This window comes from Streptomyces lavendulae subsp. lavendulae (genome assembly GCF_002803845.1).
Lineage (GTDB): Bacteria > Actinomycetota > Actinomycetes > Streptomycetales > Streptomycetaceae > Streptomyces > Streptomyces lavendulae.
Map to the genome: position 1 here is coordinate 3540327 of NZ_CP024985.1, position 26568 is coordinate 3566894.

The 26568-nt window shown below is 72.2% G+C and carries 26 protein-coding genes and 1 riboswitch; of the genes, 11 read left to right on the forward strand and 15 right to left on the reverse strand.

Annotated features, from left to right (window positions below):
* Window positions 1–2: 2 nt before the first annotated feature.
* The 3 genes from sdhA to SLAV_RS15060 all read left to right on the forward strand — a co-directional run bounded on the left by sdhA (window position 3) and on the right by SLAV_RS15060 (window position 3334).
* Complete coding sequence (sdhA, locus tag SLAV_RS15050) at window positions 3–1757, forward strand: succinate dehydrogenase flavoprotein subunit (protein WP_030231012.1); 1755 nt, start codon at window positions 3–5, stop codon at window positions 1755–1757.
* Window positions 1757–2515, forward strand: a complete 759-nt coding sequence (locus SLAV_RS15055) for a succinate dehydrogenase iron-sulfur subunit (RefSeq protein WP_030231011.1) — start codon at window positions 1757–1759, stop codon at window positions 2513–2515. Before sdhA ends, SLAV_RS15055 begins: the two co-directional genes overlap by 1 nt.
* A gap of 213 nt (window positions 2516–2728) precedes the next feature.
* On the forward strand, window positions 2729–3334 hold the full coding sequence (locus tag SLAV_RS15060; RefSeq protein ID WP_030231008.1) for a Uma2 family endonuclease: 606 nt from the start codon (window positions 2729–2731) through the stop codon (window positions 3332–3334).
* Window positions 3335–3737: 403 nt separating this feature from the next.
* On the opposite strand, the gene SLAV_RS15065 is transcribed toward SLAV_RS15060, so the two are convergent.
* From SLAV_RS15065 to SLAV_RS15075, 3 genes are read right to left on the reverse strand one after another with little or no spacing between them, the layout of a single operon-like run.
* Window positions 3738–6143, reverse strand: a complete 2406-nt coding sequence (locus SLAV_RS15065) for an ATP-binding cassette domain-containing protein (protein ID WP_030231005.1) — start codon at window positions 6141–6143, stop codon at window positions 3738–3740.
* A gap of 40 nt (window positions 6144–6183) precedes the next feature.
* On the reverse strand, window positions 6184–6600 hold the full coding sequence (locus SLAV_RS15070) for a VOC family protein (RefSeq protein ID WP_030231003.1): 417 nt from the start codon (window positions 6598–6600) through the stop codon (window positions 6184–6186).
* A 9-nt stretch (window positions 6601–6609) separates the two neighbouring features.
* Entirely contained in the window at window positions 6610–7029 is a 420-nt protein-coding gene (locus SLAV_RS15075; RefSeq protein WP_030231000.1) for a helix-turn-helix domain-containing protein, read from the reverse strand.
* A gap of 124 nt (window positions 7030–7153) precedes the next feature.
* On the opposite strand from SLAV_RS15075, the gene SLAV_RS15080 reads away from it, so the two are divergent.
* From SLAV_RS15080 to SLAV_RS15090, 3 genes are read left to right on the forward strand one after another with little or no spacing between them, the layout of a single operon-like run.
* Window positions 7154–7558: a hypothetical protein gene (locus tag SLAV_RS15080; protein ID WP_030230998.1), complete on the forward strand. Its 405-nt coding sequence runs from the start codon at window positions 7154–7156 to the stop codon at window positions 7556–7558.
* Between the two features lie 27 nt (window positions 7559–7585).
* Complete coding sequence (locus tag SLAV_RS15085; protein ID WP_037687460.1) at window positions 7586–7990, forward strand: thiol-disulfide oxidoreductase DCC family protein; 405 nt, start codon at window positions 7586–7588, stop codon at window positions 7988–7990.
* An 11-nt stretch (window positions 7991–8001) separates the two neighbouring features.
* Window positions 8002–8733, forward strand: a complete 732-nt coding sequence (locus tag SLAV_RS15090) for a TetR family transcriptional regulator (RefSeq protein WP_030230988.1) — start codon at window positions 8002–8004, stop codon at window positions 8731–8733.
* Between the two features lie 42 nt (window positions 8734–8775).
* Here the strand turns inward: SLAV_RS15090 and SLAV_RS15095 are convergent, their stop codons facing one another.
* Window positions 8776–10014 (reverse strand): MFS transporter, encoded by a 1239-nt coding sequence (locus tag SLAV_RS15095; protein ID WP_030230985.1) that lies wholly within the window; start codon window positions 10012–10014, stop codon window positions 8776–8778.
* Window positions 10015–10123: 109 nt separating this feature from the next.
* On the opposite strand from SLAV_RS15095, the gene SLAV_RS15100 reads away from it, so the two are divergent.
* Window positions 10124–10651: a MarR family winged helix-turn-helix transcriptional regulator gene (locus tag SLAV_RS15100; protein WP_030230983.1), complete on the forward strand. Its 528-nt coding sequence runs from the start codon at window positions 10124–10126 to the stop codon at window positions 10649–10651.
* Here SLAV_RS15100 and SLAV_RS15105 read toward each other — a convergent pair.
* The 3 genes from SLAV_RS15105 to SLAV_RS15115 all read right to left on the reverse strand — a co-directional run bounded on the left by SLAV_RS15105 (window position 10638) and on the right by SLAV_RS15115 (window position 13967).
* Window positions 10638–12194 carry an ABC transporter substrate-binding protein gene (locus tag SLAV_RS15105; RefSeq protein ID WP_030230980.1) on the reverse strand — a complete coding sequence of 519 codons (1557 nt, stop codon included), beginning with the start codon at window positions 12192–12194 and terminating at the stop codon, window positions 10638–10640. The two genes, SLAV_RS15100 and SLAV_RS15105, sit on opposite strands and share 14 nt — an antisense overlap.
* Window positions 12195–12291: 97 nt before the next feature.
* Window positions 12292–13725, reverse strand: coding sequence for a metallophosphoesterase (locus SLAV_RS15110; protein WP_030230978.1), 1434 nt, complete (start codon window positions 13723–13725; stop codon window positions 12292–12294).
* Window positions 13722–13967, reverse strand: a complete 246-nt coding sequence (locus SLAV_RS15115; RefSeq protein WP_030230975.1) for an SCO4848 family membrane protein — start codon at window positions 13965–13967, stop codon at window positions 13722–13724. Before SLAV_RS15115 ends, SLAV_RS15110 begins: the two co-directional genes overlap by 4 nt.
* Before the next feature lie 121 nt (window positions 13968–14088).
* On the opposite strand from SLAV_RS15115, the gene SLAV_RS15120 reads away from it, so the two are divergent.
* Window positions 14089–15333, forward strand: a complete 1245-nt coding sequence (locus tag SLAV_RS15120; protein WP_037687458.1) for a D-alanyl-D-alanine carboxypeptidase family protein — start codon at window positions 14089–14091, stop codon at window positions 15331–15333.
* Here SLAV_RS15120 and SLAV_RS15125 read toward each other — a convergent pair.
* The 4 genes from SLAV_RS15125 to SLAV_RS15140 all read right to left on the reverse strand — a co-directional run bounded on the left by SLAV_RS15125 (window position 15330) and on the right by SLAV_RS15140 (window position 19571).
* Window positions 15330–16211 (reverse strand): YihY/virulence factor BrkB family protein, encoded by an 882-nt coding sequence (locus SLAV_RS15125; RefSeq protein ID WP_030230970.1) that lies wholly within the window; start codon window positions 16209–16211, stop codon window positions 15330–15332. The genes SLAV_RS15120 and SLAV_RS15125 overlap by 4 nt on opposite strands.
* 167 nt (window positions 16212–16378) lie before the next feature.
* Window positions 16379–16975, reverse strand: coding sequence for a 2'-5' RNA ligase family protein (locus SLAV_RS15130; protein ID WP_030230968.1), 597 nt, complete (start codon window positions 16973–16975; stop codon window positions 16379–16381).
* An 83-nt stretch (window positions 16976–17058) separates the two neighbouring features.
* On the reverse strand, window positions 17059–18072 hold the full coding sequence (trpS, locus tag SLAV_RS15135; RefSeq protein WP_030230965.1) for a tryptophan--tRNA ligase: 1014 nt from the start codon (window positions 18070–18072) through the stop codon (window positions 17059–17061).
* A 230-nt stretch (window positions 18073–18302) separates the two neighbouring features.
* Window positions 18303–19571: a serine hydroxymethyltransferase gene (locus tag SLAV_RS15140; RefSeq protein WP_030230962.1), complete on the reverse strand. Its 1269-nt coding sequence runs from the start codon at window positions 19569–19571 to the stop codon at window positions 18303–18305.
* Window positions 19572–19606: 35 nt separating this feature from the next.
* Window positions 19607–19697, reverse strand: a riboswitch (ZMP/ZTP riboswitch).
* Between the two features lie 108 nt (window positions 19698–19805).
* Between SLAV_RS15140 and rocD the strand changes: the two genes are divergently transcribed.
* Window positions 19806–21008, forward strand: a complete 1203-nt coding sequence (gene rocD / locus SLAV_RS15145) for an ornithine--oxo-acid transaminase (protein WP_030230959.1) — start codon at window positions 19806–19808, stop codon at window positions 21006–21008.
* Window positions 21009–21033: 25 nt separating this feature from the next.
* On the opposite strand, the gene SLAV_RS15150 is transcribed toward rocD, so the two are convergent.
* Together SLAV_RS15150 and SLAV_RS15155 are read right to left on the reverse strand one after the other, a co-directional pair.
* Window positions 21034–22233, reverse strand: coding sequence for a glutathionylspermidine synthase family protein (locus SLAV_RS15150; protein ID WP_030230955.1), 1200 nt, complete (start codon window positions 22231–22233; stop codon window positions 21034–21036).
* A 7-nt stretch (window positions 22234–22240) separates the two neighbouring features.
* Entirely contained in the window at window positions 22241–22513 is a 273-nt protein-coding gene (locus SLAV_RS15155; RefSeq protein WP_285526224.1) for a hypothetical protein, read from the reverse strand.
* Window positions 22514–22709: 196 nt separating this feature from the next.
* Here SLAV_RS15155 and SLAV_RS15160 point away from each other — a divergent pair, with 196 nt between their 5' ends.
* A complete protein-coding gene (locus SLAV_RS15160) occupies window positions 22710–23525 on the forward strand; it encodes a DMT family transporter (protein WP_030230951.1) in 816 nt (271 codons plus the stop codon).
* 45 nt (window positions 23526–23570) lie between these two features.
* On the opposite strand, the gene pdxR is transcribed toward SLAV_RS15160, so the two are convergent.
* Window positions 23571–24986 carry a MocR-like pyridoxine biosynthesis transcription factor PdxR gene (gene pdxR, locus SLAV_RS15165; protein WP_030230948.1) on the reverse strand — a complete coding sequence of 472 codons (1416 nt, stop codon included), beginning with the start codon at window positions 24984–24986 and terminating at the stop codon, window positions 23571–23573.
* 46 nt (window positions 24987–25032) lie between these two features.
* On the opposite strand from pdxR, the gene SLAV_RS15170 reads away from it, so the two are divergent.
* A complete protein-coding gene (locus tag SLAV_RS15170; RefSeq protein WP_030230945.1) occupies window positions 25033–25533 on the forward strand; it encodes a carboxymuconolactone decarboxylase family protein in 501 nt (166 codons plus the stop codon).
* 63 nt (window positions 25534–25596) lie between these two features.
* Here SLAV_RS15170 and SLAV_RS15175 read toward each other — a convergent pair whose 3' ends face one another.
* Entirely contained in the window at window positions 25597–26568 is a 972-nt protein-coding gene (locus SLAV_RS15175) for a serine/threonine kinase C-terminal domain-containing protein (protein ID WP_030230942.1), read from the reverse strand.

Genomic DNA, 26568 nt, shown 5'->3' on the forward strand with positions numbered 1-26568 from the left:
CCATGAAGATCCACAAGTACGACACCGTCATCGTCGGCGCCGGCGGCGCCGGCATGCGCGCCGCCATCGAGGCGACGAAGCGCAGCCGCACCGCCGTGCTGACGAAGCTGTACCCCACCCGCTCCCACACGGGCGCCGCGCAGGGCGGCATGGCCGCCGCGCTGGCCAACGTGGAGGACGACAACTGGGAGTGGCACACCTTCGACACGGTCAAGGGCGGTGACTACCTGGTCGACCAGGACGCCGCCGAGATCCTGGCGAAGGAGGCCATCGACGCGGTCCTCGACCTCGAAAAGATGGGCCTGCCGTTCAACCGCACCCCGGACGGCACCATCGACCAGCGCCGCTTCGGCGGTCACTCCCGCAACCACGGCGAGGCGCCGGTCCGCCGGTCCTGCTACGCCGCGGACCGCACGGGCCACATGATCCTCCAGACGCTGTACCAGAACTGCGTCAAGGAGGGCGTGGAGTTCTTCAACGAGTTCTACGTCCTGGACCAGCTGCTGGTCGAGGTCGACGGCGTGAAGAAGTCCGCCGGTGTGGTCGCGTACGAGCTGGCCACCGGTGAGATCCACATCTTCCAGGCGAAGGCCGTCATCTACGCCTCCGGCGGCACCGGCAAGTTCTTCAAGGTGACCTCCAACGCGCACACCCTCACGGGTGACGGCCAGGCGGCCTGCTACCGCCGCGGCCTGCCGCTGGAGGACATGGAGTTCTTCCAGTTCCACCCGACGGGCATCTGGCGCATGGGCATCCTGCTGACGGAGGGCGCCCGCGGTGAGGGCGGCATCCTCCGCAACAAGGACGGCGAGCGCTTCATGGAGAAGTACGCGCCGGTCATGAAGGACCTCGCGTCCCGTGACGTCGTCTCGCGCTCCATCTACACGGAGATCCGTGAGGGCCGCGGCTGCGGTCCGGCCGGCGACCACGTGTACCTGGACCTGACGCACCTCCCGCCGGAGCAGCTGGACGCGAAGCTCCCGGACATCACGGAGTTCGCGCGCACCTACCTGGGCATCGAGCCGTACACGGACCCGATCCCGATCCAGCCCACCGCGCACTACGCCATGGGCGGCATCCCGACCAACGTCGAGGGTGAGGTCCTGGCGGACAACACCACCGTCGTCCCGGGCCTGTACGCGGCCGGCGAGGTCGCGTGCGTGTCGGTGCACGGCGCCAACCGCCTGGGCACCAACTCGCTGCTGGACATCAACGTCTTCGGCAAGCGCTCCGGCATCGCGGCGGCGAAGTACTCGGCCGAGAACGACTTCGTCGAGCTGCCGGAGAACCCGGCGCAGCAGGTCGCCGACCTCGTCGAGCACCTGCGCAACTCCACGGGCAAGGAGCGGGTCGCCGACCTGCGCCTGGAGCTCCAGGAGACGATGGACGCGTGCGTGATGGTGTTCCGTACGGAGCAGACCATCAAGACCGCGGTCGAGAAGATCGCGGAGCTGCGCGAGCGCTACAAGAACGTGTCCGTCCAGGACAAGGGCAAGCGCTTCAACACGGACCTGCTGGAGGCCATCGAGCTGGGCAACCTGCTCGACCTGGCCGAGGTCATGGCCGTGTCCGCCCTGGCGCGCAAGGAGTCCCGCGGAGGTCACTACCGCGAGGACTACCCGAACCGCGACGACGTCAACTTCATGCGCCACACCATGGCGTACCGCGAGGTCGGCGCCGACGGCAAGGACTCCGTCCGTCTTGACTACAAGCCCGTCGTCGTCACCCGCTACCAGCCGATGGAGCGTAAGTACTGATGGCCACCCCCACCCTGGACAAGATGGAGGCGGCGGCCGCCGCCTCGCCGTTCATCACGGTCACCTTCCGGATCCGCCGGTTCAACCCGGAGATCTCGGACGAGTCGACCTGGCAGGACTTCCAGGTCGAGATCGACCCGAAGGAGCGCGTGCTCGACGGTCTCCACAAGATCAAGTGGGACCTCGACGGCACGCTGACCTTCCGCCGCTCCTGCGCGCACGGCATCTGCGGCTCCGACGCGATGCGGATCAACGGCAAGAACAGGCTCGCCTGCAAGACGCTGATCAAGGACATCAACCCGGAGAAGCCGATCACCGTCGAGGCCATCAAGGGCCTCACGGTGATGAAGGACCTCGTGGTCGACATGGAGCCCTTCTTCCAGGCGTACCGCGATGTCATGCCGTTCCTGGTCACCAAGGGCAACGAGCCGACGCGTGAGCGCCTGCAGTCCGCCGAGGACCGCGAGCGCTTCGACGACACCACCAAGTGCATCCTGTGCGCCGCGTGCACGTCCTCGTGCCCGGTGTTCTGGAACGACGGCCAGTACTTCGGCCCGGCGGCGATCGTCAACGCCCACCGCTTCATCTTCGACTCGCGCGACGAGGCCGGCGAGCAGCGGCTGGAGATCCTGAACGACAAGGACGGCGTGTGGCGCTGCCGCACGACCTTCAACTGCACCGACGCGTGCCCCCGCGGCATCGAGGTCACGAAGGCCATCCAGGAAGTCAAGCGCGCCCTGATCACGCGCCGCTTCTAGCCTTCTCTGTCGTAGTCCGACGTACGAGGCCCCGCTCCCCGGAACATCTCCAGGGGAGCGGGGCCTCGTCGCGTCCGTTCACTCCGGGAGGTGAAGGGGCGGACGGAAGAACCTTTCATCGGACGAGCGGCACCACGTACGGCGGTACGGTGACCGGCGTCGCTTGAACCGGAGCGCCGTCCGCACCCACACTGAGAGAAGGAGGTGCTTTCCATGTCCGCTCTCGCCCACGAGGCGCCGTGCGACCCAGGTCTCGACGAGGTCCTCTGGCAGGCCTGGAAGGCGATGGACCTTCCGGAGGGCTACCGGGCCGAGATCATCGAAGGGTCCATCGAGGTGTCTCCCACCGGCCGCCGCCGTCACACCGTCCTGACCAACCGTCTGCGCAGGGCCCTGGAGGCCCATCTCGCGAACGGTGATCTGCAGGCCTTCCAGGACGGCAACCTCATTCACGGCAGGAAGATCTGCATTCCCGACCTCTTCGTGGGACCCGAGGACCTGGACGAGATCCCGGACGAGGAGGGACTCGGCGTGGACGCCACCCGTGTCGCCCTCGTCGCCGAGGTCGTCTCCCCCGGCAAGGAGGCCCACCGCCGGGACCACATCCGCAAGCGCCGCTGGTACGCCCAGGCCGGGATCCCCGTCTACCTCGTCATCGACGACTTCGACGACCAGGGCACGGTGACCGTGTTCAGCGGGCCGGACCCGGAGAGGGCCACGTACGCCACGAAGACCACCGTCGCGTACGGGACCCCCGTCGTCGTCCCCGACGGGCCGGCCAAGGGGCTGGAGATCACCGAGACCCTGACGCGCCCCTAGACGAGGTCCCAGGGACCGCTCAGGGGCGGGTCAGGGGTGGGCCCCATGGTTCGGCGATCTCCTTCGGCGCACAGTGGTGGGCATGACGAACCCCATGAACTCCCGCCCCGCGCAGCCCGTTGGACCGGACTCGCCGGCGCCGGAACGCGGCCGTCCGCGGTGGGCTCCGCCCTGCACGGCCCCGCGCCGGTCGACCGTCAGGCCCTGGCGCGGCTGATGGCGCCGGACGACCGGCTCCAAGGCCGGGGGCGTCAACGGCCTGTTCGGCACCCAGGACGGCAAGCGCGTCCTGGTCTACTCGTACACGGCGGTCGGCGACGACGCGGACAGGCAGCGCCGGCGGGCCGAGGACTTCGTCGAAGCCGCGTTCTGACCGCCGGCGCGGGCCACCTGCCCGCCCCGGTCAGGCGCCGACGTAGGCCGCGAGGTGTTCGCCCGTGAGGGTGGGGCGGGTGGCGACCAGGTCGGCGGGGGTGCCCTCGAAGACGACCGTGCCGCCGTCGTGGCCGGCGCCGGGGCCGAGGTCGATGATCCAGTCGGCGTGCGCCATGACCGCCTGGTGGTGCTCCACCACGATGACCGACTTGCCGGAGTCGACCAGCCGGTCGAGCAGGCCGAGCAGCTGCTCGACGTCGGCGAGGTGCAGGCCGGCGGTCGGCTCGTCCAGGACGTAGACCCCGCCCTTCTCCCCCATGTGCGTGGCCAGCTTCAGCCGCTGCCGCTCGCCGCCGGACAGCGTGGTGAGCGGCTGGCCCAGGCTGAGGTAGCCGAGGCCGACGTCGGCGAGCCGGGTCAGGACGCGGTGCGCCGCCGGGGTGCGGGCCTCGCCCACGCCGAAGAACTCCTCGGCCTCGGTGACCGACATCGCGAGCACCTCGCTGATGTCGCGGCCCCCGAAGCGGTGTTCCAGCACCGAGGCGTGGAACCGCTTGCCGTCGCACTCCTCGCAGGGGGCCGCCACGCCCGCCATCATCGCCAGGTCGGTGTAGACGACCCCGGCGCCGTTGCAGGTGGGGCAGGCGCCCTCGGAGTTGGCGCTGAACAGCGCCGGCTTCACGCCGTTGGCCTTGGCGAAGGCCTTGCGGATCGGGTCGAGGAGTCCCGTGTACGTCGCCGGGTTGCTCCGGCGGGAACCGCGGATGGGGCCCTGGTCGATCGAGACCACGCCCTCGGCCGCGGAGCCGGCGGTCAGCGACCCGTGCACGAGCGAGCTCTTGCCCGAGCCCGCGACGCCCGTGACGACGGTGAGCACCCCCAGCGGCACGTCGACGTCGACGTCCCGCAGGTTGTTCGTGCTCGCGCCGCGGATCTCCAGCACCCCGCTGGGCTCGCGGACCTCCGCCTTGACCTTGGCCCGGTCGTCGAAGTGGCGGCCGGTGACGGTGCCGCCGGCCCGCAGCCCCTCGACGGTGCCCTCGAAGCAGACGGTGCCGCCGCCCGAACCGGCGCCCGGGCCGAGGTCGACGACGTGGTCGGCGATCGCGATGACCTCCGGCTTGTGCTCCACGACGAGGACGGTGTTGCCCTTGTCCCGAAGGCGCAGCAGCAGCCCGTTCATCCGCTGGATGTCGTGCGGGTGCAGGCCCGTGGTGGGCTCGTCGAAGACGTAGGTGGTGTCGGTGAGCGAGGAGCCGAGGTGGCGGATCATCTTGACGCGCTGCGCCTCCCCGCCCGAGAGCGTGCCCGCGGGGCGGGCGAGCGAGAGGTAGCCCAGCCCGATCTCCACGAACGAGTCGAGGGTCTGGCGCAGCGTGGCCAGGAGCGGGGCCACCGAGGGGTCGTCGAGGGCGGCGACCCATGCGGCGAGGTCGCTGATCTGCATCGCGCAGGCGTCGGCGATGGAGATCCCCCGGATCTTCGAGGAGCGGGCGCCTTCGCTGAGCCGGGTGCCGTCGCAGTCGGGGCAGACGGCGAAGGCGACCGCCCGCTCGACGAAGGCCCGGACGTGGGGCTGGAGGGCGTCGACGTCCTTCGACAGCATCGACTTGCGGAGCTTGGGGATCAGGCCCTCGTAGGTCAGGTTGATCCCGTCGACCTTGATCTTGGTCGGTTCCTTGTGGAGCAGGTCCGCCAGCTCCCGCTTGGTGTACTTGCGGATCGGCTTGTCCGGGTCGAAGAAGCCGCAGCCCGCGAAGATGCGCCCGTACCAGCCGTCCATGCTGTAGCCGGGGATGGTCAGCGCACCCTCGTTCAGGGACTTGGTGTCGTCGTAGAGCGCGGTGAGGTCGATGTCGCTGACGGAGCCGCGGCCCTCGCAGCGCGGGCACATGCCGCCGGTGATGCTGAAGCTGCGGCGCTCCTTGACGGTCTGCCCGCCGCGCTCCACGGTGACCGCGCCCGCGCCGCTGATCGAGGCGACGTTGAAGGAGAAGGCCTTGGGCGAGCCGATGTGCGGCCGGCCGAGGCGGCTGAAGAGGATGCGGAGCATGGCGTTGGCGTCGGTGGCGGTGCCGACCGTGGAGCGGGGGTCGGCACCCATCCGCTGCTGGTCGACGATGATCGCGGTCGTCAGTCCTTCGAGGACGTCGACCTCGGGGCGGGCCAGCGTGGGCATGAAGCCCTGGACGAAGGCGCTGTAGGTCTCGTTGATCAGCCGTTGGGACTCGGCGGCGATCGTGCCGAAGACCAGGGAGCTCTTGCCGGAGCCGGAGACACCGGTGAACACCGTCAGGCGGCGCTTGGGGAGCTCGACGCTGACGTCCTTGAGGTTGTTCACGCGTGCGCCGTGCACCCGGATCAGATCGTGGCTGTCCGCCGCGTGCGGCACCGGCGCCGGCGCCGGCGTGCCCGTCCTCGTGGCCCTGCTCATCGTGTGGTGTCTCCCTCTGGCTCTGGCTCTGGCTCTGGCTCTAGCTCTTGCGGGGCTGGGTGAAGCGGAGCATGTTGCCCGCCGGGTCGCGGAAGGCGCAGTCGCGGACGCCGTACGGCTGGTCGATCGGCTCCTGGAGCACGTCCGCGCCGGCCGCCCGGAGGCGTTCGAAGGTGGCGTCGACGTCGTCGGTGGAGAAGATCACGCCGCGCAGCAGGCCCTTGGCCAGCAGTTCCGCCATGGCCTGCCGGTCGGCGGGCGAGGCGCCGGGGTCGGCGAGCGGGGGTTCGAGGACGATCTCCACGTCGGGCTGCTCGGGGGACCCGACGGTCACCCAGCGCATCCCCTCGAACCCGACGTCGTTACGGACCTCCAGGCCCAGGACGTCGCGGTAGAAGGCGAGCGCCTTGTCGTGGTCGTCGACGGCGATGAAGCACTGCGAAAGGTTGATGGTCATGCCTCGACGCTACGAGGGGGCGGCCGATTTCGCTTCTCCGTTCCTGACCGGTCGCGTGGAGACCTTCGCGACGCAGGCCGGGACCGCGGCGCCGTCCTCGTGGGAGCGGGCCCGGTAGGCGCTGGGGCTCTCGCCGACGAGTTCGCTGAAGCGGGAGCTGAACGACCCGAGCGAGGTGCAGCCGACCGCGAAGCAGACGTCCGTCACGCTCATGTCGCCGCGGCGCAGCAGGGCCTTGGCCCGCTCGACGCGGCGGGTCATCAGGTAGCTGTAGGGGGTCTCCCCGTAGGCGGCGCGGAAGCTGCGGGAGAAGTGCCCGGGTGACATGAGGGCGACCTTGGCCAGTGCCGGGACGTCGAGCGGCTGCGCGTAGTCGCGGTCCATCGCGTCCCGGGCGCGGCGCAGACGGACCAGGTCCTCCAGGTTCATGCCTTCCAGCATCGCACGGGGACCGCCGCGGGAGCCGGGGAAAAGGAAGGCTTGAACCTGTTCAAAAAGAGGGCTAGAGTCAGCGACGTCAGCAGTTGAACACGTTCAAAGGGGGCTGAGGGCAATGGACCTCACCGTGGTCGCGTACGTCATCTACCTGGTCATCAGCATCGGACTCACCGTCTGGGTGGCCCGTACGCTCAGCCGCAACGGCCGCGTCTTCATCGGCGACGTGCTGCAGGGCAACGAGAAGCTCGCGGACGCCGTCAACCACCTCCTGGTGGTCGGGTTCTACCTCGTGAACATCGGCTTCGTGACCCTCTACCTGCGCTCGGGGGAGACGATCCTCGACGCCCGCGGCCTCTTCGAGGCGCTGTCGGTGAAGATCGGCGTCGTCCTGCTCCTCCTCGGCGTCATGCACCTGGGCAACGTGTGGGTGCTCAACAAGATGCGCCGCCGCGGGATCATGGAGCGCCGCCAGACCCCGCCGGTCGTCCCGCAGGCCTGGACCACTCCGGCCGGGGCCTGACCGGTGGCGCGGACCGTACGGGGCCGCATGCGCCACCTGACCGTCCTCTACGACGCGGACTGCCCGGTGTGCGTGCACATCCGGCACTGGCTGCTCGGGCAGCGCCACCTCGTACCGCTCCTGCTCGTGCCCGCCGCGTCCGCCGAGGCGCGGCGGCGGTTCCCCGGGCTCGCACACGCCGAGACCCTGCGGGAGATCACCGTGATCGGGGACCAGGGACAGGTGTGGACCGGGACGGACGCCTTCATCGTGTGCCTGTGGGCGCTGGCCGAACACCGGCCGAAGGCGAACTGGCTGGCGACCCCGGCCGGCCGGCCCTTCGCCAAGGCCGCCATGTACACGGCCGCCGCCATCCGGCACGCGGTGCGCAGCGATTCCGGGGCGGAGCCCGGAGCACCGGCCTGTGACGAGCAGTGCTCCGTACCCCGATAAGGTCGGACACCGTGACAGATCAGAAGGCGCCCAAGAGCGAGCAGACCCGCACGCTCATCCTCGAAACCGCATTGAGGCTCTTCCAGGAGCGCGGCTTCGACAAGACGACCATGCGGGGCATCGCCAAGGAGGCGGGGGTCTCGGTCGGCAACGCGTACTACTACTTCGAGTCGAAGGAACACCTGGTCCAGGGCTTCTACGACCGGATCGGCGCCGCGCACCAGAAGGCGGTCCGGCCGATCCTGGACCAGGAGACCGATCTCCAGAAGCGGCTCGCGGGGGTCCTGACGAGCTGGCTGGACATCGCGGCGCCGTACCACGAGTTCGCTTCGCAGTTCTTCAAGAACGCGGCGGACCCGGAGAGCCCGCTCAGCCCCTTCTCCCCCGAGTCGGAGCCGGCCCGCAAGGCCGCGATCGACATGCACCGCGAGGTGCTGGCCGGGGCGAAGACCAAGGTGCCGGCCGAACTGGCCGACGTCCTGCCCGAGCTGATGTGGCTCTCGCAGATGGGCCTGGTCCTGTACTGGGTCTTCGACCGCTCCCCCGACAGCGAGAAGACGCGGCGGCTGGCCGAGCGCGGCGCGCAGCTGACGACGCGGGGCATCGTCCTGGCCCGCTTCCGTGTGCTGCGGCCGCTGGTGCGGGAGGTGCACGAGCTGTTCGCGGACTTCCTGCCGGGCATGGCCCAGACGGCGGTCTCGCGCGGCAAGCGGGCCTCGGACCCGCACCCCGGCGAGGAGTGAGGGTCCCAGGCCCGCTTCCCGCTCCCCGCAGGCACCCAGGACTCAGGCACCCAGGACCAGCAGGGCGGCGACGGCCGGCCCGAAGGCGCCGCCCAGCTGGTAGCAGAGGGTGAACAGACCGATGGCGGACGGGCGCTGGGCCGGGTCGGGGGCGGCGGCCACCGCGTGGGTGGACAGGACGGCGTTGGCGGCGCTGGCGGTGAAGACCCCCACCGCGGTGGCGACCAGCAGCAGCGGGCCCGAGGTGGCGAAGATCCCGGCGAGGGCGGCCAGGGCCCCGAGGGAGACGAGCACCGTACGGACGGCCGCGCGGCTCATGCGGGCCGAGGCGGCGGCGAGCAGCCAGGACAGCGCCGATCCGGTGAGCAGGGCGACCAGCTGTCCGGTCCCGGCGGAGGCGGTGTCCCAGCCGGCGCGGTCGGCGAGCAGCCGGGGCACCGAGAAGAGCAGGGTGAAGTAGGACGCCGACAGGGCGAGCGCCAGCAGGGCCGAGACCACGAAGACGGGCCGGCGCAGCAGGGCGGCGGGCACGAACCCCTCGGGGCGGCGGCGGACGTGCAGGGCGAGCAGCGCGGCGGCGACGAGGGCCCCGCCGAGGGCGGCGAGCGGCGCGGTCGGCAGCAGGACCAGGGCGGTGGCGAGTGCGGTCAGCAGGGCGGCGCCCCGGCCGTCGAAGCGGCCGGGCACGGGCGGGTTCGCCGCCCCGGCGCGGCGGCCGACGGCGGGTACCGCGAGCAGCGAGAGCGCCGAGACGGTGAGGGCGATCCGCCAGGACGCCCCGTCCGCGAGGGCCTTGCCGAGCAGCGGCCCGGCGGCGCCGAGCATCCCGAACCCGGCGCTGATGACGCCCATCCGGCGGGCGGTGCCGGCCAGGCTGATCGCCGCGGCCACCAGCCCGGCGCCGCCGGCGGCCTGGGCGCAGCGGCCGAGCAGCGTGAGCGCGAGCCACGGGGAGACGGCGACCAGCAGGGTGCCGGCCAGGACGAGCAGGGTGGACAGTCGCAGCACCGCGGGCAGGCCCCGGCGGCGCAGCAGCCCGGCGAGCAGCGGGGTGCCGACGGCCATGGCCCAGCCGAAGGCGGTGAGCAGCCAGGCGGCACCGCCCGTGGAAACGCCCAGGGAGCGGGCCATGTCCGGGAGGATCAGTACCGGCGCGTTGGCCCCGGCGGCGATGGGGGTGGCCAGCAGGGCGAGCCACAGGACGGGGACGGGCGCCCCGGCGGGTGCGGCGGCGGCCGTCCCGGAAGCCTTCACGGTGGTGGTGCCGGTGGTGACCGTCATGGATGACCCACTCCCCTTCACATCTCAACCTTGACAATCTCAACGTTGAAATAAAAACAGAGAGACTGCCTCAACGTCAAGTGTCTTAACGTTGAGGTAATCTGTGGGCATGGAGAAGGACACGGTGGCCACGTTCATCGGCCAGTGGCAGACGGAGCGGCCCGACCTCGCGGAGGAGCTCTGGCCCGTAGAGGTGCTCGCCCGCATCCAGCGGATGACCCGGATCATCGACAAGCAGCTGAAGGCCTTCATGGCCGGACACGGCCTGGAGGTGGGCGAGTTCGACGTGCTCGCCAGCCTGCGCCGCTCGGGCCCGCCGTACGCGCTGACCGCCGGCGCGCTGGTACCGGCCGCGATGGTGACCTCGGGCGCGATCACCAACCGGATCGACCGGCTGGAGGCCAAGGGCCTGGTCGAGCGGGTCCGTGACGACGTGGACCGCCGCTCGGTGCGGATCCGGCTGACCGAGCCGGGCCGCGCGCTCTGCGAGAGCGTGATGGAGGGGCACCTCAAGCACTACGCGGAGCTGCTCGCCCCCCTGGACCGGGCCACGTCGAGCGCGGTCGCCGAGGCCCTGCAGACCCTCCTGCTGGCGCACGGGGACACCGCCGCCGACCCGGCGCCTACATCCAGTTGAGCTCCCACAGGCGCCACACGCCCGTGCCGTCGGAGAGGTACTGCGCGCCGGTGACGGCCTCGCGGGACATGACGTAGTCCTTCTTCTGCCAGATCGGCAGCATCGGGACCTGCTGGGAGACCAGCCGCTGGAGCTCCCGGAAGTCGCCGGCCGCCCCGCCGCGGTCCGAGAAGGACTGGGTGCGGGTGATCAGTTCGTCCACGGCCTTGTCGGAGAAGCCGTTGTTCATGCTGGAGCCCGCGCCGACCAGCGGCGCGAGGAAGTTGTCCGCGTCCGGGAAGTCGGCGATCCAGCCGATCGTGTAGGCGTCGAACTGCCCGGCCGCGTAGGCCTTCTGGAAGTCCCCCCAGACCTCGACCGGCTTGATCTTCACCTGGAACAGGTTCGTCGACTCCAGCTGCCGCTTGATCTCCTCGGCCTCGGCGAGGTTCACGCCGCGCGCGTTGACGCCGAGGGTCAGCGGGACGGGGGCGGTGATCAGGGCGTCCTTGAGGATCTTGCGGGCGGTCAGGCCGTTCGGCGCGGGATAGGCGTCGAAGAAGGGCGTGCCGTGCGCGGCGATGCCCGCCGGGACCAGCGAGTACAGCGGGGTGACGGTGCCCTTGTGGATGTCCCCGGCGATCTTCGAGCGGTCCAGCACCGCGGCCACCGCCTGCCGGACGGCGGGCTTCGCGGCGCCCGAGCCGGGGCGCACGTTGAAGACGATGCTCCGGGTCTCGGTACCGCCGGAGGCCTGGTACCGGGTGTCCTTCATACCGGGGTTGAGACCGGCGAGGACGGCGGGCGGCATGTCCCGGTGCGCCACCTCGACCTGGTGGTCCCGCCAGGCCGCGTCGAGCTGGGCGGAGTCCTTGTAGTAGCGGACGGCGACGCTCGCCCGGGCCGGCCTGCCCTGGCCCCGGTAGGCGGGATTGGGCCTGAGGTCGACGCTCGTGCCCGCCTTGTACGCGACCAGGGTGTACGGGCCGCAGCCGTCGGCCTTGCCGTCCTTGCGGAGCTCCTTGGCCGGGTAGGTGTCCTTGTCGACGATCGAGGCGGCGCCCGTCGCGATCTTGAAGGGGAAGGTGGCGTCGCGGGCCGAGAGGTTGAAGGTGACGGTGCGGCCGTCGGCCTTGACCGATTCCAGGGTGTTGAAGAGCGGGGCCGGGCCCTGGTCCGAGTTGATCTGCTTGATGCGGTCGAACGAGAACTTCACGTCGGCCGCGGTGACCGCACGGCCGCTCGGGAAGGTCAGGTCGGGGCGCAGCTCGCACTGGTACGTCATCAGCTTCTGACCGATGAACCGGCAGGCGGACGCGGCGTCCGGGACGGGGGTGTCGGAGCCCGGCCCGATGGTCAGGAGCGACTGGTAGACGTTGCTGAACAGGGCCCAGGAACCGGCGTCGTAGGCCCCGGCGGGGTCGAGGGCGGAGACCACGTCGGTGGTCCCGACCCGGATCGAGCCCCGGCCGTCGTCACCCTCGGGCAGCAGCTGCCAGGCGCCGACGCCCGCGGTCGCGAGGACCAGCCCGGCCGCAATGACCTTCGCGCGGACAGACCGCATCCCTGAACCCCGTCATCCGAACCCGGTATCCGACTATCGGACATCCCATCACGGAAAATCGGCCACGGGAAGGTCCACGATGCCCGGTCGGGCCTGGTCAGGCCTGGTATGAGGCGAGTTCCACCACCGTGATGTCGGACGGCGCCCCGACCCGGACGGGCGGGCCCCAGGCACCGGCTCCCCGGGACACGTAGAGCTGGGTGTCGCCGTAGCGCTCCAGGCCCGCGACGGTCGGATTGGCCAGCTCGGCCAGGTAGTTGCCGGGCCACAGCTGGCCGCCGTGGGTGTGCCCCGAGAGCTGGAGGTCCACGCCGTGCCGGACGGCGTCGTGGATGACCACCGGCTGGTGGGCGAGGAGCACCGCGGTCCGGGACCGGTCGCGGTCCCCGAGGGCCGCGCGGAAGTCGGGGCCCTGGCCCTCGCTCTCCCCCTGCACGTCGTTGACCCCGGCGAGGTCGAAGTGGGGCAGCTCGCGGCGGGCGTTCTCCAGGGGGGTCAGGCCGAGCTCGCGGACGTGGTCGACCCACTGGCGGGCGCCGGAGAAGTACTCGTGGTTGCCGGTGACGAAGTACGAGCCGAGGCGCGAGCGGAGCAGGCGCAGCGGTTCGGCGGCGGGGCCGAGGTCGTGGACGCTGCCGTCGACGAGGTCACCGACGACGGCGATGAGGTCGGGCTGCGTGCGGTTGACGGTGTCCACGATGCGCTGGGTGTGGGCCCGGCCGAGGACCGGTCCGAGGTGGACGTCGCTGACGACGGCGATCCGGAACCCGTGCGCCGCGCGGGGCAGCCGGGCGAGCGGGACCTGCACGCGCTTGACGCGCGGGCCGCGGAGCACCCCGTAGGTACCCGTCCCGACGGTCGCGAGCGCGGCCGCGGCGGCCGCACCCCCGGCCACCCGGGCGACGAACACCCGCCGACTGACGGAAACGCCTCCGGCACTCGCGGACTGCGCAGCCTCGGGGGCCGCCGGGTCCCCCGCACCCGCGGTCTGCGGGGTCCCGGCGCCGTGCGCGCCCGCGGGCCGCGGAGCCTGCGCCCCGACAGCCGTCGCGCCCTGCACGGTCCCGGCACCACCCGCACCTGCGGGCTGCGAAACGGCGGCCCCCGCGGCCGTCGGGCCCGCGAGATCCGGACAATTGTCGGACGTCGTCGCGGGGCCTCCCGGGGTGTCCGGTGCGCCGGGGCCGGGGGGCGCGGGAGCGGCCTCCGTGCGGGCCAGGCGGCGCAGCCACCGGCGGCGGGCCGGTTCGGCCACGAGCATCGCCATGGTCAGGTACAGCAGCACCGCCAGCCACATGTACCCCGGCCACGCCACCACCTGCTGGAGCCAGAAGGGCGCTCCGGCCCGTCCGGCGGTCAGGGCGGCCAGTGCCAGCACCGGCAGCGCGAAGGCGAGGACGGTGCCCGTGCGGCGGGCCGCGCCGCCCGCCCGGGTCGTGTCACGGACCAGCCGCACCCACAGCCACCGGTGCACGAGCGCCAGCAGGACCAGTACGGCGACGACCGCCACGACCACCACCACGACGGTCATCGTGATTCCCGCCGCAGGGCCCGCACGCCACGCAACCCGATCACACCAACGGCCGTCCCCAGGAGAAAGGACGTGACCGCGAGGAGAAGGTGGACCCAGAAGTACGCAGTAGGGTCGCCGGCCGTGTCGAAGGACAGGCCGCTGCCGTTCTTCCACAAGTTCCGGACGAAGGACACCCAGATGAACCAGCTCCACACTCCGAAGGCGAGCAGGAACCAGGAGGCGGCGCGGCTGAGTTTCATGTCCCCAGTATCGGATTCGTCCCCAGGACGGACGCGCCGGGGTGGGCCGTACCGGCGGTGGTTCTCCACGGATGGCCGGTCCGGGAGGGCGGACAGCCCATCGGGATGTACGTTCACCTGCGTGTCTGCCAAAAAGACCGCATTGACGGTCCTGTCCGCCGCGCTGCTGGTCCCCGCGATGATCGTGTCGCCCGCGCACGCCGCGCCGGCGCCCCCCGCGGCGGGCGGGAAGGGCCGGCCTGCCAAGGCCCCGGCGGCGCCCGCGCCGCCCGCGTCGATGTCCACGGTCGGCGGGACCCGGCTCGGCCAGCCGGGCACGCAGGTGAACCTGCTGCCGGGGGCGCCGGCCCTGCCCGCGAACCTCACCGGCCGCTCCTGGATCGTGGCCGATGCCGAGACGGGCGAGGTCCTCGCCGCGCACAACGCGCACTGGCGGCTGCCCCCGGCCTCCACCATGAAGATGCTGTTCGCGGACACCGTGCTGCCGAGCCTGCCCAAGGACCAGGTGCACCGGGTCTCCGAGCAGGAGATGTCGGGCGTCGGCGCGGGCAGCAGCCTGGTGGGCGTCAAGGAGGACGAGGAGTACACGGTCCACGACCTGTGGCTGGGCGTGTTCCTGCGGTCCGGCAACGACGCCGTGCACGTGCTCTCCGCCATGAACGGCGGGATCGACAAGACCGTCAAGGACATGCAGGCGCACGCCGAGGAGCTCCAGGCACTGGACACCCACGTGATCTCGCCGGACGGCTACGACGCCCCGGAGCAGGTGTCGAGCGCCTACGACCTCACCCTCATCGCCCGCTCCGGACTGCAGAAGCAGGACTTCCGCGAGTACTGCGGGACGGTGAGCGCGCGCTTCCCGGGCAAGCAGGAGGCGGGCCGGCCGCGCGACTTCTTCGAGATCCAGAACACCAACCGGCTGATGACGGGCGCCGGCGGCATCACCCCGTACAAGGGCATCGCGGGCGTGAAGAACGGCAACACCACGATGGCCGGCTCCACCTTCACGGGCGCGGCGCAGCGCGGTGACAAGAAGCTGCTGGTCACGGTGATGAACCCGGACACGGGCGGGGTCAACTCGGTGTACGAGGAGACCGCCGAGCTCTTCGACTGGGGTTTCGCGGCGGTCGGGAAGGTGAAGCCGGTGGGCGAGCTCGTGCCGCCGAAGAGCGCGGACACCACCTCCCTCGGCTCGCCCGCCAAGTCCCACGAGAGCGACGCGTCGGCGAACGGTGACGACTCCGGCAGCAGCGGCGTCGGCACGGCCCTCGGCATCGCCGGCGGGGCGCTGGCGGTCCTGGCGGGCGGGGCGTTCGTGGTCAACCGGCGCTGGCCGCGCGGCGGCCGCCGGGGCCAGCGGGGCTAGCCCCGCGCGGGCTCGGGGTCCTTCTCGCCGTCGTCGCGGGCGGCCGTCCAGGCGGAGCAGAACAGGAGCAGCTTCGCCGAGAAGTTGATCCACAGCAGCAGGGCGATCGGCACGCCGAAGGCCCCGTACATGCTCTTGCCGGCGACCTCCCGCATATAGCCGCTGAGCAGCAGTTTCAGCAGTTCGAAGCCCGCCGCGCCGATCAGGGCGGCCTGGATCAGGCGGCCGCGCGGTGGTTCGACGCCGGGCAGCAGGGTGAGCAGGTAGAGCAGCACCAGGAAGGCCGCCACCACACCGACGAGGAAGGCGCCGGCGCGCAGCAGGGCGCCGCCCGCGCCCTCGCGCGGGACGCCGAGGGTCTCGCCGAACTTGCCGACCGCGCTGGCCCCGAGGATCGACGCGGCGGCCGAGGCCAGGCCCACGCCGCCGAGTCCGAACAGGACGAGGGCGTCCTTGCCCTTGCGGACGACGGGGTTGCCCTGGTCCTCGTCGTCCTTGTCCCAGACGGCGCGCAGGCAGTCCCGCATGGAGCCGACCCAGCCGATGCCGGTGAACAGGAGCAGGGCGCCCGCGACGAGGCCGATGGTGCCGGCGTTGGCGGCGAGTCCGTCGAGGTTCAGCTGGTCGGAGATGCCGGGGACCTGTTGGGCGAGGTTCTTCTGGAGCTTGGCGAGCTGCTCGGGGCTCAGCAGCGCGGCGCCGACGGCGATGCCCACGGTGAACAGCGGGAAGAGCGCGAGGAAGCTGATGAAGGTGATCGCGGCGGCGAGCCGGGCCCAGTGGACGCGTTCGAGGCGCTCGTAGGAGTGCCAGGCGTGGGTCCTCGTCGCGGCGGCCACCAGTGGCCCGATCACCGGGAGTTTCTTCAGCCAGTCCATGGGGGTCACCGTAAATGAGCTGTCGGAAATAGCCGGGATTGCCGGTTCCTGGGACTACGGTCGTCGATTGTGACTTTTCGCGAAGCGCGCCCGCCGGCCCGCCCGATCCATGCCCTGGTCCTGCGCGGGCTCCGTTTCCGCGTCCTGCGGGCCCTGCGGCCGCTGCGTCAGGAGTGGCGCGCGGCCGCGCCGGCGGCGGTGTCGGCGGCGGGCGCCGACTGTGCGGGGACGGGGGCCGGGCCGGTGCCGAAGGGGTACTCGCGCAGCTTGCGCCAGACCCCGTCCGAGCCCTGCTCGTAGAGCGCGAAGCCCTCGCACAGCCAGTCGGCGGCGTAGTCCGCGAGCTCGGCGTACGCCCGGTCCATCGCCTCCTCGGAGATCCCGTGGGCGACCGTGACGTGCGGGTGGTAGGGGAAGGCCAGCTCCCGGTTGACCGGGCCCTCGGGGTCGCGCACCCGGCCCTGGAGCCGGGTGCAGTCCGGGGCGCCCTCGACGAGCCGTACGTAGACGACCGGCGAGAGGGGACGGAAGGTTCCCGTCCCTTCCAGTCGCATCGGGAAGGACCGGAAGGCCCCGGCGACCTCGGCCAGGTGGGCGCGGATCCCGGGCAGCCGGTCCGCCTCCACCTCGGTGGGCGGTACGAGGGTGACGTGCGTGGGGATGCCGTGCGCGGCGGCGTCCCCGAAGCCGGCGCGCAGCCCCTGGAGCTGGCTGCCGTACGGCTCCGGGACCGCGATCGAAACGCCGAGCGTTACGGTCCCCACGTATGTCTCCTCCGTCTGTGTGCGGGATGCTGCCGCCTCAGTGTGGCGCCAGCACCCCCCCTACCGCCAGGGGCGTCGGTCCGTCAGTGCTTCGCGGGCAGGAAGCCGAGGCGGTCGTAGGTCTGCGCCAGCGTCTCGGCGGCGACCGCGCGGGCCTTCTCCGCGCCCTTGGCCAGCAAGGAGTCCAGGGTCTCCGGGTCGTCCAGGTACTCCTGGGTCCGCTGCTTGAAGGGTGTGACGAAATCGACCATCACGCCCGCGAGGTCCGTCTTGAGCGCTCCGTAACCCTTGCCCTCGTACGCGGCTTCCAGGGCGGGGATGCTCTCGCCCGTGAGGGTGGAGTAGATCGTGAGCAGGTTGCTGACGCCGGGCTTGTTCTCCGTGTCGAAACGGATCACGGCCTCGGTGTCGGTGACCGCGCTCTTGATCTTCTTCTCGGTGACCTTCGGCTCGTCGAGGAGGTTGATCAGGCCCTTGGGCGAGGACGCGGACTTCGACATCTTGATCGCCGGGTCCTGGAGGTCGTAGATCTTCGCGACCTCCTTGACGATGTGCGCCGCGGGGAGCGTGAAGGTGTCGCCGAAGCGCTGGTTGAAGCGCTCCGCGAGGTCGCGGGTCAGCTCGATGTGCTGGCGCTGGTCCTCACCGACCGGGACGGAGTCGGCCTGGTAGAGGAGGATGTCGGCGACCTGGAGGATCGGGTACGTGAACAGGCCGACGGTGGCGTTGTTGGCACCCGACTTGGCGGACTTGTCCTTGAACTGGGTCATCCGGCTGGCCTCGCCGAAACCGGTGATGCAGTTCATGACCCAGCCCAGCTGGGCGTGCTCCGGCACGTGGCTCTGGATGAAGAGCGTGCAGCGCTCCGGGTCCAGGCCGGCCGCGAGGAGCTGCGCCGCGGAGAGGCGGGTGTTCGCCCGCAGGTCCTTCGGATCCTGCGGCATGGTGATCGCGTGCAGGTCGACCACCATGTAGAAGGCGTCGTGCGTCTCCTGCAGGGCGACGTACTGGCGGATGGCTCCGAGGTAGTTCCCGAGGTGGAACGAGCCGGAGGTGGGCTGGATGCCGGAGAGCGCGCGAGGACGATCAGAAGCCATGGCCCCATTCTCTCAGGTGCGAGGGCGCGCTCCGGCCCCGTGCTGGCCTGAACCCTGCCTCCGTCGTGGCGCCGTGCGGGCGGGCCCGGATCCGCTCCCCCGGTCCCGCCCGGCCCCTGCCCACGTACCGGGCGGTAGCGGGGCGGCCGGATCCCGCCCCGGCCGAGCGACCGATTCGGGGGGGCGGACCGCTGCCGCCGCCGGGGCGGTCCCCGGCGGCGGCGCGGCGCCTACAGCGGGAGTCCGGGCGCCGGGAAGGCGGCCATCAGGTCCGCGACCTCGCGGCGGACCGCGGCGAGGGCCGGCTCGTCGCCCTTGGCGGCGGCGTCCACCGCCCGCGAGATCCAGTCGGCGACGACGGGCATGTGCTCCGCGGTCAGGCCGCGGGAGGTCAGCGAGGGGGTGCCGATCCGGATGCCCGACGGGTCGAACGGCTTGCGCGGGTCGAACGGCACGGTGTTGTAGTTCACGACGATCCCGGCCCGGTCCAGGGCCTTCGCCGCGACCTTGCCCGCCACCCCCCGTGAGGTGAGGTCCATCAGGATCAGGTGGTTGTCGGTGCCGCCCGAGACGAGGTCGAAGCCCCGCTCCAGCAGTGCGGCGGCCAGCGCCTTCGCGTTGGCGACGACCGCGTGGGCGTACGCCGTGAACGCGGGCTGCGCGGCCTCGTGCAGGGCGACCGCGATGCCCGCGGTCGTCTGGTTGTGGGGGCCGCCCTGGAGGCCCGGGAAGACCGCCTTGTCGATGGCCTTCGCGTGCTCCTCCCGGCACATCAGCATCGCGCCGCGCGGACCGCGCAGGGTCTTGTGGGTGGTCGTGGAGACCACGTCCACGTGCCCGACCGGGGACGGGTGGGCGCCGCCCGCGATCAGGCCCGCGATGTGGGCCACGTCCGCGACGAGGACCGAGCCCGCCTCCTCGGCGATCGAGGCGAAGGCCGCGAAGTCGATGGTCCGCGGCAGGGCCGTGCCGCCACAGAAGATGATCTTCGGTCGTTCGGCGAGGGCCAGCGCGCGCACCGCGTCGTAGTCGATCCGGCCGTCCTCCGGGCGGACGCCGTACTGGACGCCGCGGAACCAGGAGCCCGTCGCCGAGACCCCCCAGCCGTGGGTGAGGTGCCCGCCCATCGGCAGGGCCATGCCCATCACCGTGTCGCCGGGCTTCGCGAAGGCCAGGTAGACGGCGAGGTTCGCCGGGGACCCGGAGTACGGCTGGACGTTCGCGTGGTCCACCCCGAACAGGCCCTTGGCCCGCTCGACGGCGAGGGCCTCGACCCGGTCGATGTTCTGCTGGCCCTCGTAGTAGCGGCGGCCCGGGTAGCCCTCGCTGTACTTGTTCTGGAGCACCGTGCCGGAGGCCTCCAGCACGGCGGCGGAGACGTAGTTCTCACTGGGGATCAGGCGCAGGGTCTCCGCCTGGAGGCTCTCCTCGGCGGCGACGAAGGACGCCAGCTCGGGGTCGGTGGCGAGCAGTGCGGGGTGACGGTGGTTCGCGCTCATGGCGGCTCCTCCGGGGTCGATGTCGTCTCTCGTCCCCGCGAGGCCCAGGCGAGCGGCCCTGTGTGCGGTCGTGCGCGCACGACTCCCCCGGAGTTGGTTCTCCGTACGCCAGTCGCCGTGCGTACCGGACACCTTAGCGGGCGCGCCGGAAAGAAGGTTTCTCCGTCCGCGATCCGAGCGACGATAGAAAGGACGCCACCCACGTCACCGGCCAGACGGACGATCGGAGACCCCGTGTCGAGAACTGCTGATGCCATCCGCTCCGCCGACGAACACAGCGCGCACAACTACCACCCCCTGCCCGTCGTCGTCGCCTCGGCGGAGGGCGCGTGGATGACGGACGTGGAGGGCCGCCGGTACCTCGACATGCTCGCCGGGTACTCGGCGCTCAACTTCGGCCACGGCAACCGCCGTCTGATCGACGCCGCCCGCGACCAGCTGGAGCGGGTCACCCTCACCTCCCGCGCCTTCTTCCACGACCGCTTCGCGGACTTCTGCACGGAGCTGGCGCAGTTGTGCGGCAAGGAGATGGTGCTGCCCATGAACACGGGCGCGGAGGCGGTGGAGACGGCGGTCAAGACGGCCCGCAAGTGGGGGTACGAGGTCAAGGGCGTACCGGACGGGCACGCCAAGATCGTGGTGGCCGCCGACAACTTCCACGGCCGCACCACCACCATCGTGTCCTTCTCCACGGACCACGAGGCGCGCGACCACTTCGGGCCCTACACGCCCGGCTTCGAGATCGTCCCGTACGGGGACCTCACCGCGCTCTCCCACGCCGTCACCGAGAACACCGTGGCGGTGCTGCTGGAGCCGATCCAGGGCGAGGCCGGGGTGCTCGTGCCGCCCGCCGGGTACCTGGCGGGCGTACGGGAGCTGACGCGCGAGCGGAACGTGCTCTTCATGGCCGACGAGATCCAGTCGGGCCTGGGCCGCACCGGGAAGACCTTCGCCTGCGAGCACGAGGGCGTCGTCCCCGACGTCTACGTCCTCGGCAAGGCGCTGGGCGGCGGGGTGGTCCCCGTCTCCGCCGTGGTCGCCGACCGGGACGTGCTCGGGGTGTTCCGGCCGGGCGAGCACGGGTCCACCTTCGGCGGCAACCCGCTGGCCTGCGCCGTCGCCCTGGAGGTGATCGCAATGCTGCGCTCGGGCGAGTACCAGCAGCGCGCCGCCGAACTCGGCGACCACCTGCACCGGGAGCTGAACCTGCTGGTCGGCGGGGGTGCGGTGACCGCCGTGCGCGGACGCGGGCTGTGGGCGGGGGTGGACATCGAGCCCTCCCGCGGTACGGGCCGGCAGATCTCCGAGAAGCTGATGGAGCTGGGGGTGCTGGTGAAGGACACCCACGGGTCGACGATCCGGATCGCACCGCCGCTGGTGATCAGCAAGGAGGACCTGGACTGGGGCCTGGACCGGCTGCGCTCGGTCCTGGCCTAGTCCCCGTCCGCGTACCCGTCCGCGTTCAGAGGATGACGTGGGGCAGGAAGCGGGCGTACTCGTCCGTGACCGGCCCCGCCGATTCCCTGATCCCCAGGCCCGCCGCCTCCTCCTCGACCACCCAGGCGCCGAGGACGACCCGGTTGCCGTCGAAGTCGGGCAGCGGCGCCAGCGCCTGGAAGACGTACGTCTCCTCTTCGGCCGGGACGAAGGGCCCGCCCTCCCCGTCCGGTCCGTGGAGGGTGACCCCGGCGCCCTCGCGGCCCAGCAGGGGCTTGGCCGCGTAGCCGGCCGAGCCGGGACCGGCGAGTTCGCGCGGGCCGTCGAGGTAGGCGGGCAGCAGGTTGGGGTGCTCCGGGAAGAGCTCCCACAGGACCGCCAGCAGCGCCTTGTTCGCGAGCAGCATCTTCCACAGGGGCTCGATCCAGGCGGTGGTGCCGGAGCCGCCCCCGTGGTCGTAGGTGTCCAGGACCTGCGGGCCGAAGGTGTCCTCGGCCAGCCACTCCCACGGGTAGAGCTTGAAGCAGCCGCGGATGAAGCGGAGCTTCTCGTCGACGAACCGGCCCGAGAGGCTGTCCCAGCCGATCTGTTCGACCGACAGGGCGTGGGTCTCCAGGCCGGCCTGTCCGGCGGTCTCCTGGAGGTAGGCCACCGTCATCAGGTCCTCGCCGAGCTCGTCGGTCTCGGAGTGCGCGAAGTGCAGCGGACCGGGCGGCAGCAGCTCCGCCTGACGGCGCCAGGCCTCGACGAGCCGCTCGTGGAGGGAGTTCCACTGGTCGGCGCCGGGGAAGCGCTCCTCCATCCAGAACCACTGCGGGCTCGCCGCCTCCACCAGGGAGGTGGGGGTGTCGGCGTTGTACTCCAGCAACTTGGCCGGCCCCTCGCCGTCGTAGCGCAGGTCGAAACGGCCGTAGAGGGAGGGCTGTTCGGCGCGGCGGTGCCAGGACTCGGCGATCAGGCCGGCCAGCTTCGGATCGGTGATGCCGAGGTCCGCGAAGCGGTCGTGCTCGACGATGTGGGCCGCCGCGGCCAGGCACATGGCGTGCAGCTCCTCGACGACCTCCTCCAGCGCCTCGACCTCCGGGAGGGAGAAGGAGTAGTACGCGCTCTCGTCCCAGTAGGGGCGCAGGGAGTCGTCGGGGTAGCGGGTGAGGGGGTAGATCAGGCCCTGTGCCTCGACGGTCTTCTGCCAGTCGGGACGGGGTTCGATGGTGTGCCGCCGCATGGTGCGCTCAGCCGCCGGAGGAGCCGGAGTGGCTGCCGCCGCCGATGCCGCCGCGGGTGACGGCCGACTTGTCGAAGCTGCCGCCGGTCACCTTGCCCTTGCTGACGCTGCCGCCGTAGTAGTAGGCGCCGCGGCCGCCGCTCTTGCACTCCTTCGCGTTCAGGTGGTCCAGGGTGGACCGGGAGGCGCAGCGCTTGTCCGGCTCGTCGCTGCTGCCGCAGGCCACCAGGGTGGCGGCGAGCAGGCCCATGCCGCCGAGGGCGACGGCGCCGGAGCGCATGCGGCGTCGCGCCACGGTGCGGCCTGGGGTGCCGGTGCTTTCGGTACTGCCGGTGGTGCCGGTACTGCCGGTCGGGCTGCTGTCCATGGCCGACAGACTAGATCGGGGCGCGGGGGGATGGAATCCGGCCGTCGTCACACCCTTGTCACGGGTGGAGGCCCAGGTCAGGGCCTAGAGTCGGTTCGTGCTGATTGGGATGCTTTGCGCGCTGGGTGCGGCCGTCTGCTTCGGTACGGCGTCGGTGCTGCAGGCCGTCGCGGCGCGGGCGGCGGAGCCGGGCACGGGCTCGGGGGTGGACACCGCGCTGTTCCTGCGGGCCGTTCGGCAGTGGCGGTACCTGGCCGGGCTCGGCCTGGACGCGGTCGGCTTCGTGCTCCAGATCGTCGCGCTGCGGCACATCCCGATCTACGCGGTGGGCGCGGCGCTGGCCTCCAGCCTCGCCGTCACGGCGGTGGTCTCGGCGCGGCTGCTGCGGGTGCGGCTGTCGGGGCTGGAGTGGGGTGCGGTGGGGGTGGTGTGCGCGGGGCTGCTGATGCTGGGGCTGGCGTCCGGCGAGGAAGGTTCCGAGACCGGGTCGTTCGCGCTGAAGCTCGGGCTGCTGGGGGTGGCGGGGCTGGTGTTGCTGGTGGGCGCGGCGGCGGGCCGCCTGCCGGACGGCTCGCGGGCGCTGGTGCTGGGCCTGGCGGCGGGGACCGGCTTCGGGGTGGTGGAGGTGTCCGTCCGGCTCGTCGACTCCCTCTCGTGGCAGGAGCTGCGCAACCCGGCCCTGTACGCACTGCTGCTGGGCGGCGCGGCGGGCTTCCTGCTGCTCACCTCGGCCCTGCAGCGCGGCTCGGTGACGGCGGCGACCGCCGGCCTGGTCCTGGGCGAGACGATCGGCCCGGCGGTGGTGGGCGTGGCCTGGCTCGGCGACACCACCCGCGAGGGCTACACCTGGCTCGCGGTCCTCGGCTTCGCGGTGGCGGTGGCGGGCGCCCTCGCCCTGTCCCGCTTCGGCGAGCCGAAGGCCTAGCCGGCCCGGAACCCGCCCTGCGACCGGGCCCCGGACCCGGCGGCTCTACGGGAGGGAGGCGACCAGGGCCGCGAGGGTGGGGGCGAAGGCGCTGTCGGACGGGGTGCCGTAGCCGACGACCAGGGCCTCGCGCGGGGGCATCGCCGAGTCGGGGTGGCGGTAGGTGCCCAGCCCCTCCAGCGCCAGGTCCTGCCAGGCGGCCGACCGCAGCAGGGCCCGCTCCGTGCCCGGCGGGAGGTCCAGTACGGCGTGCAGCCCGGCGGCGACCCCGGAGACGGGGACCCGCCCCGCCACCGCCGCGACCAGCGCGTCCCGGCGGCGCCGGTAGCGCAGCCGCATGCCGCGCACGTGGCGGTCGTAGGCACCGGAGGTGATGAACTCCGCCAGGGTGAGCTGGTCGAGGGCGCTCGAACTCCAGTCGATCCGGCCCTTGGCCTCCAGCACCTCCTCCAGCAGGTCCGGCGGTACCACCATCCACCCCATCCGCAGCCCCGGCGCCAGGGACTTGCTGGCGGTGCCGAGGTAGACCACCCGGTCCGGGTCCAGGCCCTGGAGGGCGCCGACGGACTGGCGGTCGTAGCGGAACTCCCCGTCGTAGTCGTCCTCCAGGATGATCCCGCCGCTGGTCCGCGCCCAGTCCACCGCCGCCGCCCGCCGCTCGGGGGTGAGGGCCGCGCCGGTGGGGAACTGGTGCGCCGGGGTCAGCAGCACCGCGCCGGTGCGGGGGCCGAAACCCGCCAGGTCGGGGGTGCGGGCCCCGGCCCCGTCGACCCACAGCGGGCGGGTCCGCAGCCCGGCCCCGGCCAGCAGGTCGCGGTGGATGTCGAGGCTGTACCCCTCCACCGCCACCTCCCGCACCCGGCGCGCCCGCAGCACCGCGCCGAGCAGCCGCAGCCCGTGCGAGAACCCGGAGCACAGCACGATCCGGTCCGGGTCGGCGTACACCCCGCGGGCCCTGGCCAGGTATCCGGCGAGGGCCTCGCGCAGCTCCGCCCGGCCCCGTACGTCGAGCCCGTAGCCGAAGGCGTCGTTGGGGGCGTCGGTGACGGCCCGCCGGGCGGCCGCCAGCCAGCCGGCCCGCGGGAAGCCGCCGAGGTCGGGAGAGCCGGGGATCAGGCTGTACGAGGGCCCCCTGCGCGCGGGGTGGCGGACCCGCGCGGCGCCCGCGGGGCGGCGCGGCCGGGCCCGTTCGGCGACCCGGGTGCCCGAGCCCTGGCGGGCGGTCAGCCAGCCCTCGGCGACGAGCTCCCCGTACGCCTCGGCGACCGTGTTGCGGGCGATCCCGAGGTCGGCGGCGAAGGACCGGGAGGACGGCAGCCGGGTGCCCGGCGCGAGCCGCCCGCTGCGTGCGGCCTCCCTCAGCTCCTCCGTGAGCGCGGCCCGCAGTCCGCGTCCGCCGCGTACCGCGGCCGACAGGTCCAGATGGAGGTCGGCCCCTAAAGTGGCCCAAGATCCGGTCATGGATATGGACCATATCCGCGGGCCGCCCGCTCCGTACGGTGGTGTCATGACCAACGAGACGAAGACCACCGAACCGGCCGCCGAGCACACCCCCCGCATGAACCTCGCCAAGCACGCACCCGCCTTCTACAAGGCCGTCCTCGGCATGGAGATGGCCGCCGTCAAGGGTCTGGACGAGACCCTGGTCGAGCTGGTCAAGATCCGTGCCTCGCAGATCAACCACTGCGCGTTCTGCCTGGACATGCACACCAAGGACGCGCTCGCGCAGGGCGAGACCGTCGAGCGGATCGTGCAGCTCTCCGCGTGGGAGGAGTCGCGGCACTTCTACACGGAGAAGGAGCTGGCGGCGATCGAGCTGACCGAGGCCGTCACCGTCCTGACGGACGGGTTCGTCCCCGACGAGGTGTACGCGAAGGCCGCGGCGCACTTCGAGGAGGCGGAACTGGCCCAGCTGATCGCCGTGATCGCGACGATCAACGTCTGGAACCGCATCGGCGTCACCACCCGCAGCGTCCCCGGCCACTACACGGTGGGCATGTACAAGTAGCCGCACCCCGCGCACGCCCCGGCCGTCCCGCGGCCGGGGCGCACGCGTTGCGCCCCGGCCGGCTCAGCCCGGCCGGAAGGAGTCCAGGGCCGCCGTCAGGTGCGCGCGCACCGTCGGGGAGTCCGTGGCCGGTCCGGCCGCGAGCAGGGCCCACCGCTTGCCGTCGGGGGTGGTGACGATCCGCTCCATGCCGCGGCGGCGGCCGTGGGACTCGGCGCTGTCGTACTCGTAGACCAGTTCGCAGGCGTCGCCCGCGACCGGTTCGAGGGAGACCTGCCGGTAGGCGGGGGTGCCGTCGTCCAGGCGCTGCGAGGACATCCGCAGCAGCTCGCACGAGCCGGTGGCGGAGTCCTCGGTGACCCGGAAGATCTGGAGCAGGGCGCTGCGGTCGCCGGGCGGGCGGTAGAAGGACCCGCTGCCGGTCTCGTCGTGGCTGGGCTGCCAGCCGGTGGGGACGGCGACCGAGAAGCCGCTCTCGTTGCGCACCACCGTGTACCCCGCTCCGGCGGACGGCGAGCCGGAGGGCGTGGCGCTCGCGCCCGTGCTCGCGCCCGGCGGGGAGCTACGGGGGCCCGTGGGCTCCGTCCGCTCCTGCGAGGGCGCGCTCGCGGCGGGCGGGCCGGGGGCGGCGCTCTGCTCGCCCTTCCCGCCCAGCAGCATCCACGCCGCGACGGCCGAACCGCCCGCGACGGCCGCCACGAGTCCCACCAGCAGCGGGGTCCGCCACTGCCCGGCCCCGCCGCCGGCCCCGCCACCGCTGCCGCCGTCCGGCCCGTACGGAGGCAGCGGCGGGGGCGGCGGGGGCGGCAGGGGCGGCGACGGAGGGAGCGGCGACGGGGGCTGCAGGGTCGAGGACGGCGGCGCGGGCCAGAACCCGTACCCGGGCGGCGGCGCGGCCGGCAGGGTCGAGGGCTCGGCCTCGGCCGGCGCGTCGGCCTCAGGGCCGGCGGCCGGTCCCGGCTGCGCGCCCCACTCCCACCGCTGCGACTGCGAGTTCCACCAGGGGGCGCCGGGGGCGCCGTCGGGCGAGGACAC

What these genes read in the sequence shown, in the direction of transcription:
- sdhA (WP_030231012.1), top strand. Translation starts at nt 3, where the DNA reads ATGAAGATCCACAAGTACGACACCGTCATCGTCGGCGCCGGCGGCGCC.
- SLAV_RS15055 (WP_030231011.1), top strand. Translation starts at nt 1,757, where the DNA reads ATGGCCACCCCCACCCTGGACAAGATGGAGGCGGCGGCCGCCGCCTCG.
- SLAV_RS15060 (WP_030231008.1), top strand. Translation starts at nt 2,729, where the DNA reads ATGTCCGCTCTCGCCCACGAGGCGCCGTGCGACCCAGGTCTCGACGAG.
- SLAV_RS15065 (WP_030231005.1), bottom strand. Translation starts at nt 6,143, where the DNA reads ATGAGCAGGGCCACGAGGACGGGCACGCCGGCGCCGGCGCCGGTGCCG.
- SLAV_RS15070 (WP_030231003.1), bottom strand. Translation starts at nt 6,600, where the DNA reads ATGACCATCAACCTTTCGCAGTGCTTCATCGCCGTCGACGACCACGAC.
- SLAV_RS15075 (WP_030231000.1), bottom strand. Translation starts at nt 7,029, where the DNA reads ATGAACCTGGAGGACCTGGTCCGTCTGCGCCGCGCCCGGGACGCGATG.
- SLAV_RS15080 (WP_030230998.1), top strand. Translation starts at nt 7,154, where the DNA reads ATGGACCTCACCGTGGTCGCGTACGTCATCTACCTGGTCATCAGCATC.
- SLAV_RS15085 (WP_037687460.1), top strand. Translation starts at nt 7,586, where the DNA reads ATGCGCCACCTGACCGTCCTCTACGACGCGGACTGCCCGGTGTGCGTG.
- SLAV_RS15095 (WP_030230985.1), bottom strand. Translation starts at nt 10,014, where the DNA reads ATGACGGTCACCACCGGCACCACCACCGTGAAGGCTTCCGGGACGGCC.
- SLAV_RS15100 (WP_030230983.1), top strand. Translation starts at nt 10,124, where the DNA reads ATGGAGAAGGACACGGTGGCCACGTTCATCGGCCAGTGGCAGACGGAG.
- SLAV_RS15105 (WP_030230980.1), bottom strand. Translation starts at nt 12,194, where the DNA reads ATGCGGTCTGTCCGCGCGAAGGTCATTGCGGCCGGGCTGGTCCTCGCG.
- SLAV_RS15110 (WP_030230978.1), bottom strand. Translation starts at nt 13,725, where the DNA reads ATGACCGTCGTGGTGGTGGTCGTGGCGGTCGTCGCCGTACTGGTCCTG.
- SLAV_RS15115 (WP_030230975.1), bottom strand. Translation starts at nt 13,967, where the DNA reads ATGAAACTCAGCCGCGCCGCCTCCTGGTTCCTGCTCGCCTTCGGAGTG.
- SLAV_RS15125 (WP_030230970.1), bottom strand. Translation starts at nt 16,211, where the DNA reads ATGGACTGGCTGAAGAAACTCCCGGTGATCGGGCCACTGGTGGCCGCC.
- trpS (WP_030230965.1), bottom strand. Translation starts at nt 18,072, where the DNA reads ATGGCTTCTGATCGTCCTCGCGCGCTCTCCGGCATCCAGCCCACCTCC.
- SLAV_RS15140 (WP_030230962.1), bottom strand. Translation starts at nt 19,571, where the DNA reads ATGAGCGCGAACCACCGTCACCCCGCACTGCTCGCCACCGACCCCGAG.
- SLAV_RS15150 (WP_030230955.1), bottom strand. Translation starts at nt 22,233, where the DNA reads ATGCGGCGGCACACCATCGAACCCCGTCCCGACTGGCAGAAGACCGTC.
- SLAV_RS15155 (WP_285526224.1), bottom strand. Translation starts at nt 22,513, where the DNA reads ATGCGCTCCGGCGCCGTCGCCCTCGGCGGCATGGGCCTGCTCGCCGCC.
- SLAV_RS15160 (WP_030230951.1), top strand. Translation starts at nt 22,710, where the DNA reads ATGCTTTGCGCGCTGGGTGCGGCCGTCTGCTTCGGTACGGCGTCGGTG.
- pdxR (WP_030230948.1), bottom strand. Translation starts at nt 24,986, where the DNA reads ATGACCGGATCTTGGGCCACTTTAGGGGCCGACCTCCATCTGGACCTG.
- SLAV_RS15170 (WP_030230945.1), top strand. Translation starts at nt 25,033, where the DNA reads ATGACCAACGAGACGAAGACCACCGAACCGGCCGCCGAGCACACCCCC.